This window comes from Natronococcus sp. CG52 (genome assembly GCF_023913515.1).
Classification (GTDB): Archaea; Halobacteriota; Halobacteria; order Halobacteriales; family Natrialbaceae; genus Natronococcus; species Natronococcus zhouii.
Map to the genome: position 1 here is coordinate 3018463 of NZ_CP099391.1, position 19691 is coordinate 3038153.

The window sequence follows — 19691 nt, forward strand, 5'->3', positions numbered from 1 at the left end:
CGACTCGTCCGTTCTTCCGGTTCGTCTCACTGACCGTGAGGGGTCCGTACGGGTCGGCCGTCGTTGTCGCTCGCTAGTACGCACCCGACGCGGTGTCGGGAAGACAGACGACCTTTTCGCGGCCGAGTCGATACCGGTCGACCACACCCCGTTTCTCGAGATCCGTGAGGAGTCGACTAACGGTCGACGACGACCAGCCGTACTCCTCGGCGAGCAGCCGCTGTTTGAACCGGCCGTCGTGTTGCTCGAGGACCGCGCGCACGTACTCTTCGGGAGTAAACCCGTACTCGAGCAGTTCGTCGCGACTGGTCGGACCGTCCTCCGGATGGACGAGCAGCCCCTGCGTTTCGTCCTGGCTCGATCTCAGCCTCGAACCGACTCCGTTGCGTCGCGTTGCAGCGCAACCGGAGTCCGCTGACTCTCTGCGCGGGTTGGCAGGGGAGCCGATCCATAGCTGTTCGACGAGGGTGACACAGTGCCGACCCAGCCGGCCGGCGCGAGCGACGAGTCGCGAGACGGGTGGGGCCTGACGGAGACTCATTCTAATCGAACCTGGATGCTGGTCGGTAAAAGCGCTATTCGCAAATCCGTCCAAAGGTCGAAGAGTGGCGCGAACTGTGACACGGAGACCGACGAATCGGACGCGGTATCGCCGGCCACGCCGTCTCTCGAGGATCGCGGCAGACCGTGTCCCCAGTAACTAGATACTTTGCGCCCTCGTCCGTTTCCGCAACCATGGCAACGAAACTTCCGGCAGCCGAGTTCGAGAGCCGTCTCGAGCGCGTTCGAGACCGCCTCGAAGAGGCGGATGCCGACGCAGGCGTCTGGTTCGGCGCGACGAGCATCGAGTATCTCACCGGCTTCGATCACATCCAGACCGAGCGCCCGGTCGTCCTCGCGACGACGGCAGACCGGGTCGAGGTCACGGTTCCGCGACTCGAGGCCGAGCGCGTGAGCGCGAACCCCCGGATCGACGCGGTCCACCGCTACGACGACTATCCGGGTGGACGGCCGATCCGGACCGCCGTCGACATGCTCGAGGGGCTGGGCGTCGACCGCGTCGCGGCGGACGCCGAGGGGGCGCCCGGAACGATGGGCTATCAGGGGCCGCCGCTGACCGAGTTTCTCGAGGTCGAAACCCAGGACTGGGTCTCTCGGCTGCGCTGGGAGAAGTCCGACGCGGAAGTCGACTTGATCCGCGAGTCGGCGAAATGGGCGAACCTGGGACACCGTTACCTCGCCGAGTACACCGAACCCGGCGCGCATCCGGTGACGGTGAGCCAGCGCGCCTCCGCGGACGCCTCGCGAGCGATGTTGGACGCGCTGGGCGACCGCTACGTCCCGCGAACCCGCGGCGCCGGCCCCGTCAGCGCGGGCTACATCACCGGCGAACAGACGCGCCTCCCGCACGGCCACACCGCGAACCGACGGCTCGAGGAGGGAGACGTGCTGGTCACGGGCGCGACGGCGAACGTCGACGGCTACCACTCCGAACTCGAGCGGACGATGTTCGTCGGCGAGCCGAGCGACGAGCAGGCCCACTACTTCGAACTCATGCTCGAGGCGCAGGATATCGCGATCGAGGCGCTCGGGCCGGGCGTCCCGATCGCGGCCGTCGACCGGGCGGTCTGCAAATACTTCGAAGAACAGGGCGTCGCGGACCTCGCCCAGCACCACGTCGGACACAACATCGGACTCGGCGGCCACGAACCGCCGTACATCGACCGGGGCTGGGGCGATCACTGCGAGTCCGACCGCACGAGCTACGACGCCGACGACGCGGTGATGCGTCCGGGACACGTCTGGACGATCGAACCCGGCATCTACGCGGAGACGTACGGCTACCGCCACTCCGATACGATCGCCGTCACCGAGGACGGGATCGAGTGGCTGACGTACTATCCGCGAGACCTCGAGTCGAACATCGTGCCGGTGGAATAGTCGTCGGTTCCGGATCGAACGGAATGCGTCGACCGCGAGAGTAAAGTCAATTTGTGCTAGTCACACTACCGTGGCAGTCTCGTTCGATCTCTTCGGCACGCTCGTCGACGCCGACCAGCCCGCGGATCCCGCAGCGGCCGTCGCCGACGAACTCGAGGCCCGCGGCGTCGACGTCCCGCCCTACTGGGACGAGGCGTACGCCAGTCCGCACGTCGACGCGCCGGACGGCGCGGAGGTGCCGCTCCCGGTCCACGTCGACCGGGCGCTCGCGAGCCGCGGCGTCGAGTACGAGAACAACGCCGTCAGACGGGCGGTCGTCGCGGCGTTCGACCCGGACGTCGAGACCAGGGACGGCGCGCTCGAGGCCGTCGCGGCCGCCCGAGAACGCGGCCCGGTGGCGATCTGCTCGAACTGCAGCGTCCCCGAACTCGTCGCGCGGACGCTCATCCGATCCGACCTCGAGCGCGAGGAGTTCGACGCTATCGTGACGAGCGTCGCCTGCGGCTGGCGCAAACCGGCCCCCGGAATCTTCGAACTGACCGCCGACGAACTCGGCGTCCGGCCAGCCGACCTCGTCCACGTCGGCGACGACCCTCGGACGGACGGCGGGTGCGAGGACGTCGGCGGAACGGCGATCCTACTCGAGGACGTTCCACTCCGTGACGTCCCTGCGAAACTGGCGGCGCTCGAGGGCGGCGAGGAAACCGAAAGAGGCAGAGAACCGTGACCCTCCGATCGATCGACGAACGACCGGAGACGCGCGCATGACACTGACGACGGCCCTCCTGATCGGGTTCGCCCTCGGCCTCGACCGCCTGGTCGGCGAGCCGCCGAACGCGGTCCATCCGGTCGCGTGGCTCGGTCGACTGGTCGGGGCGTTCGACCGGCGCTGGAGCGACGACGACCACCGACAGCGGCTGGCCGGTCTCGTGATCGCGCTGGTCGTCCCGCTCGTCCCCGCCGCCGTCGCCGGCGGGGCCGTCCTCGTCGCAGGCGCGGCCCATCCGATCGCTGCCGCGGTCGTCGCCGGGCTCGTCCTCTTCCTGACGAGCAGTCTGCGAATGCTCCTCGAGCTAACCCGAGAGGTCGTCGCGGCGACCGAAAACGACCTCGAGACGGCTCGCGAGCGGAGTCGCGGGCTCGTCGGACGAGAGACGGAACCTCTCACCCCCGAGGAAATCCGCAGTGCGGCCCTCGAGAGCGCCGCCGAGAACCTCGCGGACGGTCTGGTCGCGACCCTGTTGCCGTTCGCGCTGCTCGCGCCGATCTCGCTGCCCGCCGCGGCGGCCGCCGCCGCGTGGGTGAAGGGCGTCAACACGCTCGATTCGATGCTCGGCTACCCGTCGAAACCCGTCGGGACCGCGAGCGCGCGCCTCGACGACGTCGTGATGTGGATCCCCGCCCGAGTGAGCGCCGCGGCGATCGCGATCGCCGCGGCCGATCCGTCGGCGCTCCGGCGGGCCCGGCAGTGGGCGCGAACGCCGCCGTCGCCGAACTCGGGGTGGCCCATGGCGACGCTCGCCTGCGCCCTCTCGGTGCGACTCGCGAAGCCGGGCGTTTACGATCTGAACTCCGACGCGGAACTGCCGGCGCTCGAGGACGGCGAGCGAGCGATCGCGCTCGTCGGTCGGGCGGCGATCGTCGCGGCTGCGATCGCGATCGTACTGGGGATCGCACTCGCGTCGCTCCTGGGAACGCAGCCGACGCTGGCGGTGATCGCGCGATGACGCCCTGGATCGCCGCCTGTCGCGGCGCTGTCGGGTTCCTGACGCGCATCCCGGCGAGTCACCGCGACGGCGACTGGGCGGCCTTCAGAGAGACGCCGACCGCGTTTCCCCTCGTGGGCTATCTCGTGGGCACGCTCGCGGCGATACCGCTGCTCGCGGCTGGAACCCTCCCGTCACCGACCGTGGCGTTCGGCTATCTGCTCGCGGTGTACGCGGTAACCGGGATCCACCACCTCGACGGCGTCGCCGACCTCGGCGACGCGCTGGTCGTCCACGGCGACGACGAGCGCCGACGCGAGGTCCTCAAAGATACGACGACCGGTGTCGGCGCGCTGCTTTCTGTCTCGCTCGTCGTCGCCGGACTGGCTCTCGCGGGGCTCGGCCTCGCCGGTCTCCCGATCCTCGAGGCGGTCACCGTCGCGGTCGCAGCGGAGGTCGGGACGAAGCTCGGGATGGCCGCGCTGGCCTGTTTCGGGACTGCGAGCCACCCGGGGATGGGGGAGCAGTTCACGACTGCGACGGCGCCGATGTCGTTCGTCGCGCCCGCAGCGGTCGCCGTTCCCGCGGCGGCGCTCTCCTGGCCGCACCCGGCCGCCGCGGTCGCCCTCTGCGGCGCGCTCGCGGGCGTCGCGCTCCCCTGGCTGTGGTCGAACCGCCACCTCGGCGGTGTCAACGGCGATATCTTCGGCGCGGCCAACGAGATCGGTCGCGTCGTCGGGGTCCACCTGGGGGTGATCGCGTGGACGCTGTCGTGATGTGCGGCGGGAAAGGGACCCGCCTCGAGAGTCCCCACGAGAAGCCGCTCCATCCGATCGACGGCACGGCCATGATCGACCGCGTGCTGGCGGGGTTCGAGGAAAGCGCCGTCGAGACGATCTTCGCGGCCGTCTCGCCCAACGCACTGGAGACGCGCGAGCACCTCGAGCGAGCCGGCTCGGTTCGGACGATCGAGACCGCCGGAGAGGGTTACGTGACCGATCTGCTGGCGGTTCTCGAGCGTTCTGCGATCGAGCCGCCGGTTCTCACGGTCGCGGCGGACGTTCCACTGCTCGAGGCACCCGTCGTCGATCGAATCCTCGCGACTCACGGCGACAGCGATGCCTCGCGAACGGTTTGCGTCCCCGCGTCTCTGAAGCGACGACTCGGCGTCAGCGTCGAGGCGCGACTCGAGTCCGCCCCCCACCTCGCGCCGACCGGGGTCAACGTCGTCGGCAGGGTAGAAAAATCCATGACTGACGTGAGCTACGACCCGCGACTGGCAGTGAACGTGAACCGCCTCGAAGACGCTCGAATCGCGGAGGAGCGATGCGAGTAGTGCTCGCCGCCGGGACGACCGAGACGGCGCTGATCGACGGCATCAGCGCTGCCGGCGCCGCCCCGGAGCTGATGGCGCACACGCCGTCGGCCGACGCCGAGATTCTCGTCTACGGTGCGCCGACGGCCGCGCCGGTGACGCCGGTGAGTCCGAGCGGCTGTCCGACACCCGCGGCCGTGACCCGTGCCGTCAGAGAAGTCATCGGCTTCGAGGTCGCAGTCGTCGACGCGGGGCTCGGCGAACCGACGGCCGCGCCGACGGTCGACTTCGGCGTCGAACCCGGAACGGACGTCCGGGAGTCCGAGGCCGTTCCCGGGGCGAGCAAGTATTTTTCTCGCGCGCGCGAGTACGGTCGGCGCCTTCCCGACGACGAACTCGTGATCGGGGAGACGGTTCCCGGCGGAACGACGACGGCACTCGGCGTGCTGAGCGCCCTCGGCGAACCCGGCGGCGTCTCCTCCTCGCTTCCGCAGAATCCGCTCGAGCGGAAGCGCCGCGCCGTCGAGACGGGACTGGCCGAAAGCGGCCTCGAACCGGGCGACTGCGAGGGGTCACCCCTCCAAGCGATCCGGGCCGTCGGCGACCCCGTCCAGCCCACGGTCGCCGGTATCGCGGCCGGCGCGCTCGAGGCCGGCACCGACGTGACCCTCGCGGGCGGCACGCAGATGGTCGCGATCGCCGCCGTCCTCCGCCACGCCGGGATCGGCGCCCCGGTAACGATCGCGACGACCTCGTTCGTCGCGGACGAGCAGGGAGAGGCCCTCCCGGCCGCCTGCGACCGGCTCGACTGCGATCTGACCGTGACCGATCCCGGCTTCGACGAGCGCGACCACGTCGCGATGGCGCGCTACTGCGCCGGCGAGGCGAAGGAGGGGGTCGCGATGGGCGGCGCGCTCTCGCTCGTTCCCGACGATCGGATGGCGGCGGTCAGGGACCGATTCGAGGCCGCCTGTGTGCGACTCGGCATCGAAGACGAAAACGGGGCCGACGACGACCGTCCAACCGAACCGCCGGAGGGGGCGCATGGATCCTGACGCGATTCGCACGGGGGTGCGGGTGCCCCACGGCGGCGAACCCGACCGCGAGATTCTGGACTTCTCGGCGAACACCAACCCCGAGGCGCCCGAGGGAACCGCCGAGGTCTACCGGGAGGCCCTCGAAGCGTCCCGTCGCTACCCGGACGACGTCTACCCCGAGTACCGAGCCGCCGCGGCCGATTTCGTCGGCTGCGAGCCCGAGCGCGTCGTTCCCACGCCGGGCGGACTCGCGGCGATACGGCTGGCGATGGAGTGCTCGCTCGAGCCGGGTGACGACGCGCTCGTCCCCTACCCGAGCTTCGGCGAGTACGCCCGCGAGGTCCGTCTCCAAGGGGCGACGCCCGTGTTTACGCGCGTCACCGACCTGCTCGAGATTCGAACCGACGTGCTCGAGACCGTCGCGCTGGCCGTCGTCTGTACTCCGAACAACCCAACCGGTCGGGCGGTCGATCCCGACGCGCTGGCATCGTTCGCGGCTCGCTGCGGCGAGGCGGGCGCGACGCTGCTGGTCGACGAGGCGTTTCTGGGGTTTACCGACCTGCCGTCGGCGGCCGAACTGGACCACCGCCACGTCGTGGTTGCGCGCTCGCTCACCAAACTGTTCGGTCGCCCCGGCCTCCGGGCCGGCTTCGCGGTCGCGACGGGAGAGCGGCGCGATTCGCTCGAGACGGCTCGTCGCACCTGGTCGCTCGGGACGCCGGCTGCACGCGTCGGCACCCACTGTCTGCGTCAGGATGCGTTCGTCCGGGAGACGCGCGACCGCGTCCATCGAGAGCGCGACCGCGTTCGAGATGCACTCTCGAGTCGGTTTACGGTCGTCCCGTCGGACGCGCCCTACCTCCTGTGTGACGTCGGCGACCGCGACGTCTCCGACGTGCTCGAGACGGCACGCGAGCGCGGCGTCGCCGTCCGAGACGCCACGACCTTCCGCGGGCTCGACTCGCACGTCCGGGTCGCCGTCAAGGGCCGCGCGGCGAACGACCGACTGCTCGCGGCGCTCGGCGCTGACTCATGACCGATACTCCCGCTGAAGGGGGCGAATACGCCCGATACCGCGACGGCGTGTTCCAGCTTCGCCGCTCGGACGCCGAGTGGCTCTCGACCGGCTGGAACGGCGGCCGCTGGCAGGCCGACTGCGCGTACAACGTTTCGGTCCCGGAGGGATGGGAGCGGACCGACCTCGAGCGGTACGCGAGCGAGCGACTCGAGCGGGCCGGGTTCGCGAATTCGGGGCCCGTCCTGTTCACGGGTGTCGACGTCGCGGACGCGCGCGGCGCCCGCTGCGGGCCGGTGACCGTTTACGCGACCGCCGGCGTCTCGAACCCGGCGGCCCTGCCGATGGATCCCGCGGACGGCTCACTTCCCGACACGGATGCGCCGAAGACGGACGAGTCGGCGACGGAGCCGCCGACGGGAACCGTCAACCTCGTCGTCTACACGACCCGACGGCTTTCCGAGGGTGCCCTCCCGAACGTGCTCACGGTCGCCGCCGAGGCGAAGGCGGCGACGCTGCTCGCGGAGACCGGGTTTCCGGGAACGACCACGGACGCGGTGATCGTCGGACACGATCCGGCCGGTCCCGCCGCGGCGTTCTCGGGCAGCGGGACCGCCGTCGGCGCGGCGACTCGAGCCTGCGTTCGCGACGCCGTTCGGGCCTCGTTGCGGGCCCACTACGACGGTACCGACGTCGCCCTCCCCGACTCGGTCGAGGACGCGAAATACGGCGTCTCGACCGACGTTCGGACGGCGCCGGTTCGACCGCGATCCGAGCCGGGTCCCGACGGGACGTGACCGAGCGGCGCCGACGCCTACGACAGCCGGAGGAACCGCCGATCGTCGGCTCGCTCCTCGGTCGCGGGGTACATGATGACGAAGTTCCCGTCGGTGAGCGTCGAAATGCTCTTGGGCAGCGTCTGCAGCTCGGAGTGCCATCCGATGTCGTTTCGACGCGAGCTTATACAGACGACGAGGTCGTCCGAGCGCACCTCGTCACGTAACGTTGCGAGCAGCTCCTTCCAATCGGCTATTTTCTCGAACTCGCCGGGTGCCTCGGGTTCGACGAGCGAGAACAGTCGTTCGAACTGCTCCGGGTCGCCGCCGACGGCGAGCCCGCGAATCGGCGCTCCCGTATCCTCCGAGACGAGTTTGACGGTGTGTAGCGCTTCGTAGAAGCCGTCGTTGCGATCGATCCCCGGCGGAAGCACGAGGACGATCCGCTGCGTCGTATTGAGCGGTTCGCGAACCCGTCCGACGAGCGTCAGTTGTGCGGTCCGGATCAGGACCTGGTCGATGATGTGGCCGAAGACGTTCTGGGCTCGCGACCGGGCGCCGTCCCACCCGATGACGAGCGTCGTGATCCGGTTTTCGGCCGCCGAGCGAACGATGCCGGACGCGATATTGTGGTTGATCCGGGTGTGATCTTCGATCGGAACCTCCGCACCCGACGCGTACTCCTCGACGCCCTCGAGGACGTCCTCGGCCTCGGCGACCTGCGCTTCGGTCCGGGTGTTTCGATCCGGCCGGACGACCGAGACCGTGTGAATGGGCTCCTCGGCGCGTTCGTTGCGGATTGTGAATGCGAGGTTCAGGAGCGATTCCACGTGCTTCGAGCCCTTCGAGACCGGAACGAGGATCCGCTGCGGCGTGTCGCTCGGATCGTACGCCTCGCGTTCCCGCGAGCGAACGAGCGCGCCGCCGGCCCGTTCGACGAGCGCGGGACTGACGAGGCTCACGACGAGGATCATCAGGACGACGCCGTTGATCATGTTCTGATCGAAGCCGGGAATCTCGGCGTCGAAACCGATCTGGACGATCGCGAGCGCGGCGGCCGCCTGTCCGACGGACAGGCCGAACATGCCGAGCACTTCGTCCCGATCGTAGCCGTAGATCCGCCCCGTCGCCCACGACGCGGCGAACTTCGTCACGGCGACCATGACGATCAGCGAGCCGGCGATGAGGAGCGTGTCGAACCCTTCGAGGAGAACGCGGGCGTCGACGAGCATCCCGACCGAGAGCAGGAAGAAGGGGATGAACAGCGCGTTGCCGACGAACTCGATCCGGTTCATCAGCGGACCCGTCTCGGGAATCAGCCGGTTGAGCGTGAGCCCCGCGAGGAACGCGCCGATGATGTGCTCGACGCCGACCAGTTCGGCGAGGAACGCACAGAGGAACAGCACGGCCATGACGAACAGGAACTCGAAGTAGCTCTCCTCGGAGTGGCTCCGGAAGAACCACCGGCCGAGTCGCGGCACGAGCAGCCAGACGCCGACGAAGAAGACCGTCAGCCCGACCGCGAGCTGCGTCCAGAAGGCGGCGTCGAGCGCGCCGCCGACCGACGCGACCACGACCGCGAGCACGAGCAGCGCGAGCGTGTCCGTCAGGATCGTACCGCCGATCGTCGCCGTCATCGCCTCGTTCTTCGCGATCCCCAGGCGGTTGACGACCGGGTAGGCGAGCAGCGTGTGCGAGGAGAAAATCGCCGCGAACAGCGACGCCGCCGCGAACGTCAGCTCCAGCACGTAGACGCCGACGACGGTCCCGACCGCTTGCGGGATCACGAACGAGAACAACCCGAAGACGATGCTGCGATCCTTGTACTCGATGAACTGGTTGAGGTTGATCTCGAGCCCCGCGATGAACATCAGGTAGACCAACCCGACCTCGCCGAGCAGCTGGATCGTGTCGTCGCGCTCGAGCAGATTCGCTCCGTTGGGGCCGATCGCGGCACCGATCAGGATGATGCCGACGATCCCCGGCAGGCGGTAGCGCTTGAGGACGAGCGGCGCGACGAGGAAGATTACCATCGCGAGTCCGAAGATGAGAACGGGATCCTCGAACGGCGGCTGCAGCGAGGGGCCCGTCGCCAGCGGAGAACGCAGCTCGAGGACCGACGACCAGGTCTGTCCCGGAGGGCGCATCGGATACGTGCTTTCGATCACTGTTTTCGGTGTTGATAGTTCGGGTATCGCAATAATACTCGCCGTCGCCGGTTATCGGACGACGGTGACGGGAACCGTCGAGCGGCGAACGACCGACTCGGTCGTACTGCCGAGCAGCTTCTGCTTGAGCCCGGTTCGACCGTGACTCGCCACGACGACGAGGTCCGCGTCGGTCTCCTCCGCGCAGGTGACGATCGAGCTCACCACGTTTCCGGAGAGCGTTATCGTCGAGAGTCCGACGCCGTGTTCCGCCGCGATTTCGCGCGCCTCGTCGAACAGCCGCGAAATCGCTCGCTTCCGCCGCTGTTCGCCCGCGTTGAAATCGATCGAGGGACCGCTCGCCATCGAATCGTAGACGCCGGGACTCCCGACTTTGTCGACGTGTAGAACCGTCAGGTCGGCGCCGGGATAGACCGAGCACGCGTGCTCGACGGCTTCCCAGGAGCGCGTCGATCCGTCGATCGGAACGAGCACCCGGTGGGGCCGCTCGTCGGCGTCCTCGGCCGGGGCGGCTTCTGGGATTTCGGGAGTCTCTCCGTCCGGCCGGGGTAAGACCGGGACCGGCAACTCGGTTTCGGCCGTCAACCGGTGGGCGTGATCTCCGGAGAGGAGTTTGATCCACCGGCTGCCCGGTCGCGGCGTGAACCCGATGGCCGTCGCGTCGAACGCCGCGGCGGCGTCGAGGATTTCGTCGACGACGTCCGGACCGTACCGAAGCTCCGTCCGCACCTCGTGTGCGGTGTCGCCGAGCCGATCGCGGACGATCTCGAAGATCGCCTCGGCTTGCTGGCGTCTGGCGTCGAACGGCGCCTTGTCCGGTCCGCCCTCCGTCTTCTCGATGACGTGCACGACGACCACGTCCCCGTCCGGTTCGAGGGAGGGTTCCACCGCCTCGCACGTCGTTTCGGCGTCGCTCTCTTCGGCGATCGGCAGCAGGATGCGCTCGAACACCGGCTGCGTCATCGGCGGACACCTCCGCGTTCCGCGCCGACGAACGCGCGAATCGTTTCGTCCTCGACGCCGCCGCAGGAGAACACCGTCACGACGTCGGCCGGCCGGATCGTCGTGTCCCCGTGCGGGGTGAGCAGCTCGTCGTCGCGGGTGATCGAGACGACGAGCGGATCCTCGTCGAGGAGCCCGTTCTCGGCCGCGTCGGAGAGCGCGACGCCCGCGATCGGCGCGTCGGACTGTACCGTCAACTCGACGACCTCGGAGTCCCCCGAGAGGTCGATGAAGGTGGCGGGAATCGCCGACCGCGTCCCGTCGGGACCGAACGGTTCGTACGCGCGCACCTCGTCGTTCTCGACGAGCATCTCGTCTTCGATCTCGATCCCGATCTCCGAGAGGGTCGTCCCGATGCGACGGAGGTCTCGAGCGTTTTCCCCGACGGCGAGGACGTGAAAGTTCCGGCGGCCGCCCATCAGTATCCGGACGTTGACGGCGCCCGGGATCTGGTAGGCGGCGCGCGCGGCCGTCTTCCGGTCCGCGAACGGGACGCTACACATGAAGAGCGTCGCCAGGCGCCCGTCGGTTCGTTCGAGGTCGACGTGGGCGTGATAGCCCGTGATGACGCCGCGCTCCTCGAGCCGCTCGATGCGGTTCCGGACGGTTCCCGGCGAGACGTCGATTCGGTCGGCGATGACCGGCGCTGACGCGTCTCGAGCGTCGGCCATTAACTCGTAGAGGATTCGCCGATCGAGCTCGTCGAGTTGGTACGCCGAACCGGATGGATGGTTCGCCATCGGTGCTCACCGACCGCCCAAATAGCGAGCGAGTGCATGAACCTACCTCTTGCAAGCGGAAGTATCCCGGAGTAAATCAGCGCATACTGAGACGTATCTGATCTATTACCAAATGACGAAACCCGACGAGCATCCGAGGAGACTCCTCGAGGTCGGATCGGCGTCTCGCGGCGCCGCCTCTCGACACGGAGGTTAAACCGCCTCGAGACGTACACCGGAACGATGGACGACGAGGACCCGTCAGCGATTCGCTCGATCGCCGTCTCGCCGGACGACGCCGTCGACGCCTTCGTCTACGGCCGGGAGAACCCCGGAGAGGCCGTCCTTCGCGTGACGCCGCCGTTCCACGGCCGGATGCGAGCCCGGATCCACGTCTACCGCGTCGACGACGCGCACCTCACCGGCGCGGTCCACCTCTCGCCCGACGACGTCATCGAGGACGACGTACTGGCGGCGTATCCCCGCCTCGAGAACGCACTCGAGGACGCTGCGCCGGACGAAACCGAGGAGGTTCGAAAGCGACACGCCGAACGGGTCGGGGCGTGGCAGGAGCGAGCACGGAAGGCGATCGTCGAGACGGTTGCTCTCGAAACCGCCGACGGGTCACGCCGAGTCGACCTCAAATCCCTCGGCTAACGAAACTGGTTACGGTTCCGAGAAATCTTCGAACGCTGAGTGCGATGTCCCCGCGAGTCGGTGTGTAGCACCACACTTTCACTTTCACTCCGGACGGATCGGTTTGACGTACTGTCAATCGAACTGGTAGGTATGACGCTAATCGTGGACCGAATGGAGGATCGGAGCGAGCGAGACGAACTGGCAGAGACCCGATCGACCGTCGAGGCGGAGCGACAGCGTATCGACGTCACTGACCTGCACGCGGACGGCATCTCGGAGTTCGTCGACGCGAACGTCGATACCGACGCCGTTTCGCTCGAGCACCGCGGCGCTCGAACGTTCCTCGTGCTCGAGAACTGAGGGGACCGACCGGGTGGCCGGGCTTCGCCACTTTCGACCGCGCCAGCGTGCTACACCTTCGAAACGTCGGCTGCACTTTCCGCCGCCTGGCGAACCGTCTCGACGGTCGCGCTCGGCGACGTCGCCGCCACGGCCGCGTTGAGTGCCCCCTCGAGGATCGGCGCGTCGGCGATGGCCACCTCGCCGACGGCGGCCTCCTCGATCGCGAGTTCGGCGTTCATCACGGCGCTGCCGAGATCGACGAGGACGACGACGCCGTGTTCGCGTCCGACGGCCTCGATCGCCTCCCGGATCGGTCCCGGGGTCGTCCCGATTCGACCGTCTTCCGTCCCGCCGACGGCCTCGATTCGGGCATCGCCACCCATCTCCTGGGCGATCTCGCGGATGCCGTCGGCGGCCCGTCGACTGTGTGAGACGACGACGATACCGACCATCAGGCACCTCCACTGTCGTCGTCGACGGCGGCCTCCTCCAGTTCCTCGGGGTCGACGTCCGCTTCGGCGTCCATCTCGACGTCGCCGTCCAGATACTCCGCGGCGACCTCGAACACCTCCTCGAGCAGATAGAGCGTGCTCGTCGCACCGGGGTCCTGGTGGCCGACGGATCGCCAGCCGAGGTACGACGCACGCCCCTTCCTGGCCCGTATCGGCGTGGTAAACGCGACGCCACGCTGGGCGGCGTCGACGGCCCTTCCGAGCGCCTCGAGAGGCTCGCAGTCGTCGACCTCGATCGATTTCTTGTAGGTGTGGACCGCCGGCGTGAGCGCGTCGACCATCGTCTTGTCGCCGACGGACGCCTTCCCCCGCTCCTCGACCGTCTCGAGGTATCGTTCGGCGAACGCGACCGTCGTCTCGTCGGTGATCCCGTCCTCGAGTTCCTGGCTCGCCTTCATCAACGAGCCGCCGTAGAGCGGCCCGGAGGCGCCGCCGACCTCCGAGACGAGCGCGACGCCGGTCGTCTTGACGAGCTCCGCGGGTTCGTCGTCGGCGTCCTCGAGCCGTTCCAGGGCGGCCTGAAACCCGCGATTCATGTTCGCACCGTGGTCCGCGTCGCCGATCGCGGAGTCCAGTTCGGTCAGGTGGGTTTTCTCCGCTTCGAACCGATCTGCGGCCGCCTCGACCGCTTCGCGGACCGCCTCGGACTGGGTTTCCCGATCCATTCTGATCTCACCGATCCTCCGTGACGGTCAGTCCGGGCGTTTCGGCCGGAGCGGCGAGCAACTCCTTCAGTTCGTCGTCGAGTTCGAGTACCGTGATCGAGCAACCCATCATGTCGAGCGAGGTCATGTAGTCGCCGACCCAGGCGTCCCACGTCTCCAGTCCGCGATCGTCGAGCAGGTCCTGCAACCGGCGATTGACGACGTAGAGCTCCATCAGGGGTGTGCCCCCCATCCCGTTGACGATGGTCGCGACCTCCGCGCCAGACTCGAGGTCGAGGTCCTCGAGCACGGTTTCGGTGAGGCGGTCCGTGATCTCGTCGGCGGACATGATCTCCGTGCGTTCGGTCCCCGGTTCGCCGTGAATGCCGATTCCGAGTTCGATCTCGTCCTCGCCGAGGTCGAACGTCGGCTCGCCCTTTTCGGGCGTGACACACGACGTGAGCGCCATTCCCATCGTTCCAACGCGATCGTTCGTCTTCTCGGCGACGCGTTTGATCTCCTCGAGATCGCCGCCCCGCCGAGCCATCGCACCCGCGACCTTGTGGACGAATATCGTGCCGCAGACGCCGCGGCGGCCCGACGTGTACAGTGAGTCCTCGACGGCGACGTCGTCGTTGACGACGACGTACTCGACGTCCGCATCGGCCTCCATCTCCGCCATCTCGATGGCCGTCTCGAAGTTCATCACGTCCCCCTCGTAGTTCTTGACGACGCAGAGGACGCCCTCGCCGCCGTCACAGGCCTGGATCATCTCGCTCAACTGGTCGGCCGTCGGCGACGTGAACACCTCACCGGCGGCCGCGCCGTCGAGCATTCCGTCACCGATGTAGCCCGCGTGGGTCGGCTCGTGTCCGCTCCCGCCTCCGGAGACGAGACCGACTTTCCCCTCTACGGGAGCGTCGGCTCGGACGACGACCTCCGTCCCCTCGAGTCGCCGCAGTTCCGGATGGGCTGCGACCATTCCCTCGAGCATTTCGTCGACGACCGTTTCGGGATCGTTGATCAGTTTCTTCATGAAATATCGTCACGTGTATTGTATACCCATACCACGATAAGAGTTGTTTGCTATGAGGGGTCTCGCCCGAGGCTCGTGGCAGGAGCCGGAGGATGTCGCGTCGAGCGAATCCACACGCACAGCCGCTCCGAAAGCGCATCCCACGTCCCGGAACCGACCTCAACAACCTCGGCGTCGGATCCCGACACGACCTCGCCAACGGACTCGTTCTCCGCGTTCCGACGCTCTCCGTTCGCGACCTGTCCGTCTCACGACTGCTCCCCCGGGGCGTTTTTACGGCGGTCGTCGGACGACTCGTATGACGAACGCTCGAGACGGGATCGACGACGGTCGAACTTCGGGGACCGACTCGAGAGCGATCACGACGACAGCTATCGGTCAGCGAGAGGACACTGCCGAGGGAAACGGAACGCGTCTCGAACGAGGTTCGATGCGACGTGACGTTCTCGAGCGAACCGCCGGACTCGCCGCCGCTGGCGCGACCGGCGCGGTAGGGTCAGCCGGTGCGACGGATCGCGAACCGGACGCCGAACCGGGTGGCCGAACCGATGCACCACAGGACGACGTCGACGACCTGCCGCTGATCGACGCGCACACTCACCTGATTCCCGAAGCGACGCTTGATCGAGAGCCGCTCTCCGCCGAGGGACTGGTGTCCTGGATGGACGAGAACGGGATCGATCGCGCCGTCGTTCTGGCGCTCGACTCCCCCGAGAGCTACCCGGTCCCCGCCTCGAGTCCGTGGGTACTCGAGCAGGTCGGGTCCTATCCCGATCGCCTCGTTCCGTTCTGTACGGTCGATCCGCGAACCCTCGTTTACGGGCCCGACACCGCCGAAGCGCTGCTCGAGCGGTACGTCGACCGGGGAGCCCGCGGCTTCGGCGAACTGAAAGCCGGTGTCCCGATCGACGACTCGCGCCTCGAGACGATCTACGAACTGTGCGCCGAGTACGACCTGCCGATCCTCTTCCACACCGACGAGAAGGCGATGATGGACGAGGTCGGCCTCCCGCGACTCGAGTCCGTACTCGCCTCGTTTCCCGAGGTCGACTTCATCGCGCACGCTCACGGCTGGTGGTCGCACACCGCCGCGGACGTCAGCGAGGCTGACCTTGGCAGATACCCGGAAGGCGAGATCGACGAACCCGGCCGCGTCCCGGACCTGCTCGCGGAGTACGACAACGTCTACGGCGATCTCTCCGGACTGTCCGGATGGAACGCGCTCTCCCGCGACGAGACGTTCGCCCAGCCGTTTCTCGAGACACACGCCGATCAGCTGGTGTTCGGCACCGACTACCTCCACCCCGGTCAGGAGACCCCGCAGTTCGACCTGTTCGAGCGGTTCGAACTCGAGGAATCGGCGTGGGCGGATATTCGGTACCGCAACCTCGTCGATCTGCTCCGATGAGCGGAGCGACCGATCGGGAACCCGCGTTCGGCGATCCGCTCGTGTCGGCGGGACGACGAGCCTGCCCATTCGGCGCCAACCTATTTACGTCAATTCGGTGGCTAGTATCACATGGCCGAAACAACCGATTACAAAGAGGACGTCTCCCGCGACGAAGCAGCAGATCTGTTGCAGGAACTCGCCCGCGAGATCCGTGGCGAGGGTCCGGCCGACGTGCACGTGGGAAACAAGACGTTGGCGCTGAGCCCGGCATCCGTTCTCGAGTACGGCATCGAAGTCGAGGAGCGATCGCCGATGCTCGGCGGCAACCGCGAGGAGCTCACCGTGACGCTCGAGTGGGAAGTCGAAGACGAAACGTAGACCGACGCTAGCTTCGCACGTCGCAGTTCCGGACTGATTTGTTTTGGGCGGTTTCGTCACGTCGTTCAGTCGCTTCGTTCGCTGCGCTCACTCTCCCGCGCCTTTCTCGTGAGTCACGTCCGTTCCTCGCTCGTGTTCTCCGAGGGCTTCACTCCGTTCAGTCGCCGCCCTCGCCTTACTCACGGGTCACCGACGCTCCCCGTTCGCTTTTTCGAGGGCACCTTCGTTACACTCAGTCGCCCTCGCCTTTCTCTATCGGCGCCCGGATCAAATTCCCCCACTCCGTCCACGATCCGTCGTAGTTGTGGACGTCCTCGTACTCGAGCAACTCGTGGAGCGCGAACCACGCGATCGCGGAGCGCTCGCCGACGCGACAGTAGGTGACGACCGTCTCGTCGCCGTCGATCCCCTCGTCGGCGTACATTTCTTCGAGTTCGTCGGGCCCTTTGAACCGACCGTCGTCGCGCAGGTTCGTCTTCACCGGGACGTTCGATGCGCCGGGGATGTGACCGCCGCGCTGGGCGGTCTCCTGCAGCCCTTCGGGGGCGATGATCTCTCCCGAGAACTCCTCGGGCGAGCGGACGTCGACCATCGGAATGCCGGCTTCACGGGCTTTATCGACGTCGTCCTGGTAGGCGCGGATATTCTCGAACGGACCCTTGGCGGTGTACTCGACGGCGTCGAAACCGGGTTCTTCGTCAGTGAGCTGGTAGTCCTCGTTCACCCAGTAATCCTTCCCGCCGTCGAGGATGCGGGCGTCGTCGTGGCCGTAATACTTGAACTCCCAGTAGGCGAACAGCGCGAACCAGTTGGGGATCCAGCCGTTGCCGTAGAAGACGACCGTCGAGTCCTCGCTGATCCCGTGTTCGCCGACGACGGCCTCGAAGTCGTCCTTCTTGAGGATGTCCCGCTGATCCTGATCGGAGAGGTCCTCGTCCCACTGCATTCCGATCGCGCCGGGAATGTGGCCCTCGTCGTACCGAGAGGGGAAGTCGCCCTCGTCGGGCGATTCGGGACTGTTGACCTCCACGAGACGGTAGCCGGGATCGTCGTCTTGGAACTCGTCCAGGTGGTCTTCGACCCAATCCGCCGAAACTAGAACGTCGGTGTCGTGCTCGGACATGCGACGGTGGCTCCGACGAGTAGCAGCAAAAACGTAACACGGGACGGAACGACACGTTCGAAATCAAACCGTTAGCTCTACGCGGCTGGACGTCGCGATTCCCCCCAATGCGACTCGCGAGGATCGCGACCCCCGACGGACCGGTTACCGGACGATACGAGGACGGCGTCGTGCACGCCGACGACGGCAGCTACGAGGTCGGCACCGACGGCAAACTGCTCCCGCCCTGCGAGCCCTCGGCGCTGTACTGCGTCGGCCGTAACTACGCGGCGACCCTGGCGCAGATGGAGTACGACCGGCCCGAGGAGCCCGACTTCTTCATCAAGCCGCCGGCGTCGCTGCTGGCCCACGAAGAGCCGGTCCCCTACCCACACTTTACGAACGAGTTGACCTACGCGGGCGAACTCGCCGCCGTCATCGACGAGCGCTGCCACGATGTCTCAGAGTCCGAGGCGGCCGACGTCGTGCGCGGCTACACGATCATGAACGACGTGGACGCGCTCGACCAGCAGGGTCGGACCGCGCGGAAGGCCTTCGACGGCTCCGGGCCGCTCGGCCCGTGGCTCGAGACGGACCTCGATCCCACGAGGATCGACATGCACACGGACGTCGGCGGCGAGCGCCGCCAGGAGGCGAACACGGAGCTGATGCTGTTCGACCCCTACGAAGTCGTCGCCTACCTCTCGCGACGGTTCACCTTCCGTCCCGGCGACGTCGTCGCATTCGGCAGCCCCGCCAACCCCGGACTCGTCGAACCCGGTGAAACGGTCGAGATCACCTACGAGGGCGTCGGAACCCTCCGGAATACGGTCGTCGATCCGAGCGAATGAACCGACTCGATCGACGGTCTGCAGGGAGGCGGCGACGAGTTCGACGCTCTCGAGATCGAGTGACCGCCTCGAATCCGGGAAAGCAACGCACTTCCGCACTCGGCCCGTCTCCGCTGACGTGAGCACGGAGAGTTCCCACCGCGTCGAAGTCTACCCCGGCCGCGAGGCGGTCGTCGAGTTCGATCCCGAACTCACCTTCGAGTGCGTCGACGACTGCACCTGGTGTTGCCAGCACGGGGTCTTGCTCTACGACCGGGACCTCCTCGAACTCGCCCAGCGAGCGAACCTCGTCGAGACGACGACCGACTTCCGCGGCGAGAAGTTCGTCACCCGCGAGGAGAAAGACCGCGACGAACACGTCGCCGAGGACGGCTGTGCCTGCGCCTTCCTTCGGGAGGACGGGCTCTGCTCGCTCCACCTCGAGGAGGACTGGAAGCCGACCCGGTGTTCGGTCTTTCCGCTCGGCGTCTGGCTCGAGGACGGCGACCTTCACGTCGACATTCGAGACTCCGCGCACGAGCACTGCGAGGGCCTGAACGTCAGCGACCGGACGGTTATCGACAACCTCGAGGCCTTTTTGCCGGAACTGCTGTGGGAACTCGAGAACCCGGATTCGGACCGAGAGCTGTAGGTACCGGTGGAAATCGGGCGCCCTGTTCCCACGAGTCACGATACCACGCCTCTCCAACCATTTAAACGTATTCCCCTCGTAGGGTAACTGTGACAGAAAACTCCGGGCGACGGAACCTCCGTATGCCCAACAGCGATGAAGTATTCGCCGTCGTGACCGAACACCTCGGTGGAAACCACGTCCAGCTCCGGTGTGCGGACGGCGAAGAGCGCCTCGGCCGCATTCCCGGGCGGATGAAATACCGCACCTGGATCGAACAAGACGACATCGTCGTCGCCGAGCCGTGGGATTGGCAAGACGAGAAGGCCACCATCGAGTGGCGCTACACCAGTCAGGACGCAGACCAGCTGCGTCGCGAAGGCCACATCGACTAATTTACGTTCACGTCGCGTAGCGACGCCTCAGAACGGAGCTATTTGATACTATTCGAGCGACTGGAGAGACGCCGTCGCGTCTCGACGGACGGCGAACGCAGTCTCTTGCAACG

General features: G+C 67.2%; 24 protein-coding genes. 16 read left to right on the forward strand and 8 right to left on the reverse strand.

Annotated features, from left to right (window positions below):
* Positions 1–73: 73 nt before the first annotated feature.
* Complete coding sequence (locus NED97_RS15140; protein ID WP_252487854.1) at positions 74–541, reverse strand: helix-turn-helix transcriptional regulator; 468 nt, start codon at positions 539–541, stop codon at positions 74–76.
* A gap of 194 nt (positions 542–735) precedes the next feature.
* On the opposite strand from NED97_RS15140, the gene NED97_RS15145 reads away from it, so the two are divergent.
* The 8 genes from NED97_RS15145 (at position 736) to NED97_RS15180 (ending at position 7811) form a co-directional block, all read left to right on the forward strand.
* Positions 736–1941, forward strand: a complete 1206-nt coding sequence (locus NED97_RS15145) for a M24 family metallopeptidase (protein ID WP_252487855.1) — start codon at positions 736–738, stop codon at positions 1939–1941.
* A 70-nt stretch (positions 1942–2011) separates the two neighbouring features.
* Positions 2012–2668 (forward strand): HAD family hydrolase, encoded by a 657-nt coding sequence (locus tag NED97_RS15150; RefSeq protein ID WP_252487856.1) that lies wholly within the window; start codon positions 2012–2014, stop codon positions 2666–2668.
* Between the two features lie 37 nt (positions 2669–2705).
* Positions 2706–3668 carry an adenosylcobinamide-phosphate synthase CbiB gene (cbiB, locus tag NED97_RS15155; RefSeq protein ID WP_252487857.1) on the forward strand — a complete coding sequence of 321 codons (963 nt, stop codon included), beginning with the start codon at positions 2706–2708 and terminating at the stop codon, positions 3666–3668.
* Complete coding sequence (gene cobS / locus NED97_RS15160) at positions 3665–4423, forward strand: adenosylcobinamide-GDP ribazoletransferase (RefSeq protein WP_252487858.1); 759 nt, start codon at positions 3665–3667, stop codon at positions 4421–4423. Before cbiB ends, cobS begins: the two co-directional genes overlap by 4 nt.
* Positions 4423–4983: an NTP transferase domain-containing protein gene (locus NED97_RS15165; RefSeq protein WP_252490637.1), complete on the forward strand. Its 561-nt coding sequence runs from the start codon at positions 4423–4425 to the stop codon at positions 4981–4983. The genes cobS and NED97_RS15165 overlap by 1 nt, the downstream gene beginning before the upstream one ends.
* Positions 4974–6017, forward strand: coding sequence for a nicotinate mononucleotide-dependent phosphoribosyltransferase CobT (gene cobT, locus NED97_RS15170; protein WP_252487859.1), 1044 nt, complete (start codon positions 4974–4976; stop codon positions 6015–6017). The genes NED97_RS15165 and cobT overlap by 10 nt, the downstream gene beginning before the upstream one ends.
* Positions 6007–7035, forward strand: coding sequence for a threonine-phosphate decarboxylase (locus tag NED97_RS15175; protein WP_252487860.1), 1029 nt, complete (start codon positions 6007–6009; stop codon positions 7033–7035). Before cobT ends, NED97_RS15175 begins: the two co-directional genes overlap by 11 nt.
* Positions 7032–7811: an adenosylcobinamide amidohydrolase gene (locus NED97_RS15180; RefSeq protein WP_252487861.1), complete on the forward strand. Its 780-nt coding sequence runs from the start codon at positions 7032–7034 to the stop codon at positions 7809–7811. Before NED97_RS15175 ends, NED97_RS15180 begins: the two co-directional genes overlap by 4 nt.
* 17 nt (positions 7812–7828) lie before the next feature.
* Here NED97_RS15180 and NED97_RS15185 read toward each other — a convergent pair whose 3' ends face one another.
* The 3 genes from NED97_RS15185 to NED97_RS15195 all read right to left on the reverse strand — a co-directional run bounded on the left by NED97_RS15185 (position 7829) and on the right by NED97_RS15195 (position 11700).
* Positions 7829–9937 (reverse strand): cation:proton antiporter domain-containing protein, encoded by a 2109-nt coding sequence (locus tag NED97_RS15185; protein WP_382207102.1) that lies wholly within the window; start codon positions 9935–9937, stop codon positions 7829–7831.
* A gap of 72 nt (positions 9938–10009) precedes the next feature.
* On the reverse strand, positions 10010–10921 hold the full coding sequence (locus NED97_RS15190) for a universal stress protein (protein WP_252487862.1): 912 nt from the start codon (positions 10919–10921) through the stop codon (positions 10010–10012).
* Positions 10918–11700: an Lrp/AsnC family transcriptional regulator gene (locus tag NED97_RS15195; protein WP_252487863.1), complete on the reverse strand. Its 783-nt coding sequence runs from the start codon at positions 11698–11700 to the stop codon at positions 10918–10920. Before NED97_RS15195 ends, NED97_RS15190 begins: the two co-directional genes overlap by 4 nt.
* 222 nt (positions 11701–11922) lie before the next feature.
* Here NED97_RS15195 and NED97_RS15200 point away from each other — a divergent pair, with 222 nt between their 5' ends.
* Positions 11923–12336, forward strand: coding sequence for a hypothetical protein (locus tag NED97_RS15200; protein WP_252487864.1), 414 nt, complete (start codon positions 11923–11925; stop codon positions 12334–12336).
* A 132-nt stretch (positions 12337–12468) separates the two neighbouring features.
* Positions 12469–12678, forward strand: coding sequence for a hypothetical protein (locus NED97_RS15205; RefSeq protein ID WP_252487865.1), 210 nt, complete (start codon positions 12469–12471; stop codon positions 12676–12678).
* 50 nt (positions 12679–12728) lie between these two features.
* Here the strand turns inward: NED97_RS15205 and dhaM are convergent, their stop codons facing one another.
* From dhaM to dhaK, 3 genes are read right to left on the reverse strand one after another with little or no spacing between them, the layout of a single operon-like run.
* On the reverse strand, positions 12729–13112 hold the full coding sequence (dhaM, locus tag NED97_RS15210; protein ID WP_252487866.1) for a dihydroxyacetone kinase phosphoryl donor subunit DhaM: 384 nt from the start codon (positions 13110–13112) through the stop codon (positions 12729–12731).
* Positions 13112–13837, reverse strand: a complete 726-nt coding sequence (gene dhaL / locus NED97_RS15215; protein ID WP_252487867.1) for a dihydroxyacetone kinase subunit DhaL — start codon at positions 13835–13837, stop codon at positions 13112–13114. Before dhaL ends, dhaM begins: the two co-directional genes overlap by 1 nt.
* A 7-nt stretch (positions 13838–13844) precedes the next feature.
* Positions 13845–14852 carry a dihydroxyacetone kinase subunit DhaK gene (gene dhaK, locus NED97_RS15220; protein WP_252487868.1) on the reverse strand — a complete coding sequence of 336 codons (1008 nt, stop codon included), beginning with the start codon at positions 14850–14852 and terminating at the stop codon, positions 13845–13847.
* Between the two features lie 92 nt (positions 14853–14944).
* Here dhaK and NED97_RS15225 point away from each other — a divergent pair, with 92 nt between their 5' ends.
* The 3 genes from NED97_RS15225 to NED97_RS15235 all read left to right on the forward strand — a co-directional run bounded on the left by NED97_RS15225 (position 14945) and on the right by NED97_RS15235 (position 16620).
* Complete coding sequence (locus NED97_RS15225) at positions 14945–15154, forward strand: hypothetical protein (protein WP_252487869.1); 210 nt, start codon at positions 14945–14947, stop codon at positions 15152–15154.
* A 128-nt stretch (positions 15155–15282) separates the two neighbouring features.
* Entirely contained in the window at positions 15283–16260 is a 978-nt protein-coding gene (locus NED97_RS15230) for an amidohydrolase family protein (RefSeq protein ID WP_252490639.1), read from the forward strand.
* Positions 16261–16371: 111 nt separating this feature from the next.
* Positions 16372–16620, forward strand: a complete 249-nt coding sequence (locus tag NED97_RS15235; RefSeq protein ID WP_252487870.1) for an amphi-Trp domain-containing protein — start codon at positions 16372–16374, stop codon at positions 16618–16620.
* A 232-nt stretch (positions 16621–16852) separates the two neighbouring features.
* Here NED97_RS15235 and NED97_RS15240 read toward each other — a convergent pair whose 3' ends face one another.
* The gene (locus NED97_RS15240) at positions 16853–17743 is read right to left on the reverse strand and encodes a sulfurtransferase (protein WP_252487871.1); all 891 of its coding nucleotides are present in this window, start codon (positions 17741–17743) and stop codon (positions 16853–16855) included.
* 107 nt (positions 17744–17850) lie between these two features.
* Here NED97_RS15240 and NED97_RS15245 point away from each other — a divergent pair, with 107 nt between their 5' ends.
* The 3 genes from NED97_RS15245 to NED97_RS15255 all read left to right on the forward strand — a co-directional run bounded on the left by NED97_RS15245 (position 17851) and on the right by NED97_RS15255 (position 19578).
* On the forward strand, positions 17851–18573 hold the full coding sequence (locus NED97_RS15245; protein ID WP_252487872.1) for a fumarylacetoacetate hydrolase family protein: 723 nt from the start codon (positions 17851–17853) through the stop codon (positions 18571–18573).
* Between the two features lie 118 nt (positions 18574–18691).
* A complete protein-coding gene (locus NED97_RS15250) occupies positions 18692–19204 on the forward strand; it encodes a hypothetical protein (protein WP_252487873.1) in 513 nt (170 codons plus the stop codon).
* A 122-nt stretch (positions 19205–19326) separates the two neighbouring features.
* Entirely contained in the window at positions 19327–19578 is a 252-nt protein-coding gene (locus NED97_RS15255) for a translation initiation factor eIF-1A (RefSeq protein ID WP_233283104.1), read from the forward strand.
* Positions 19579–19691: the final 113 nt, after the last annotated feature.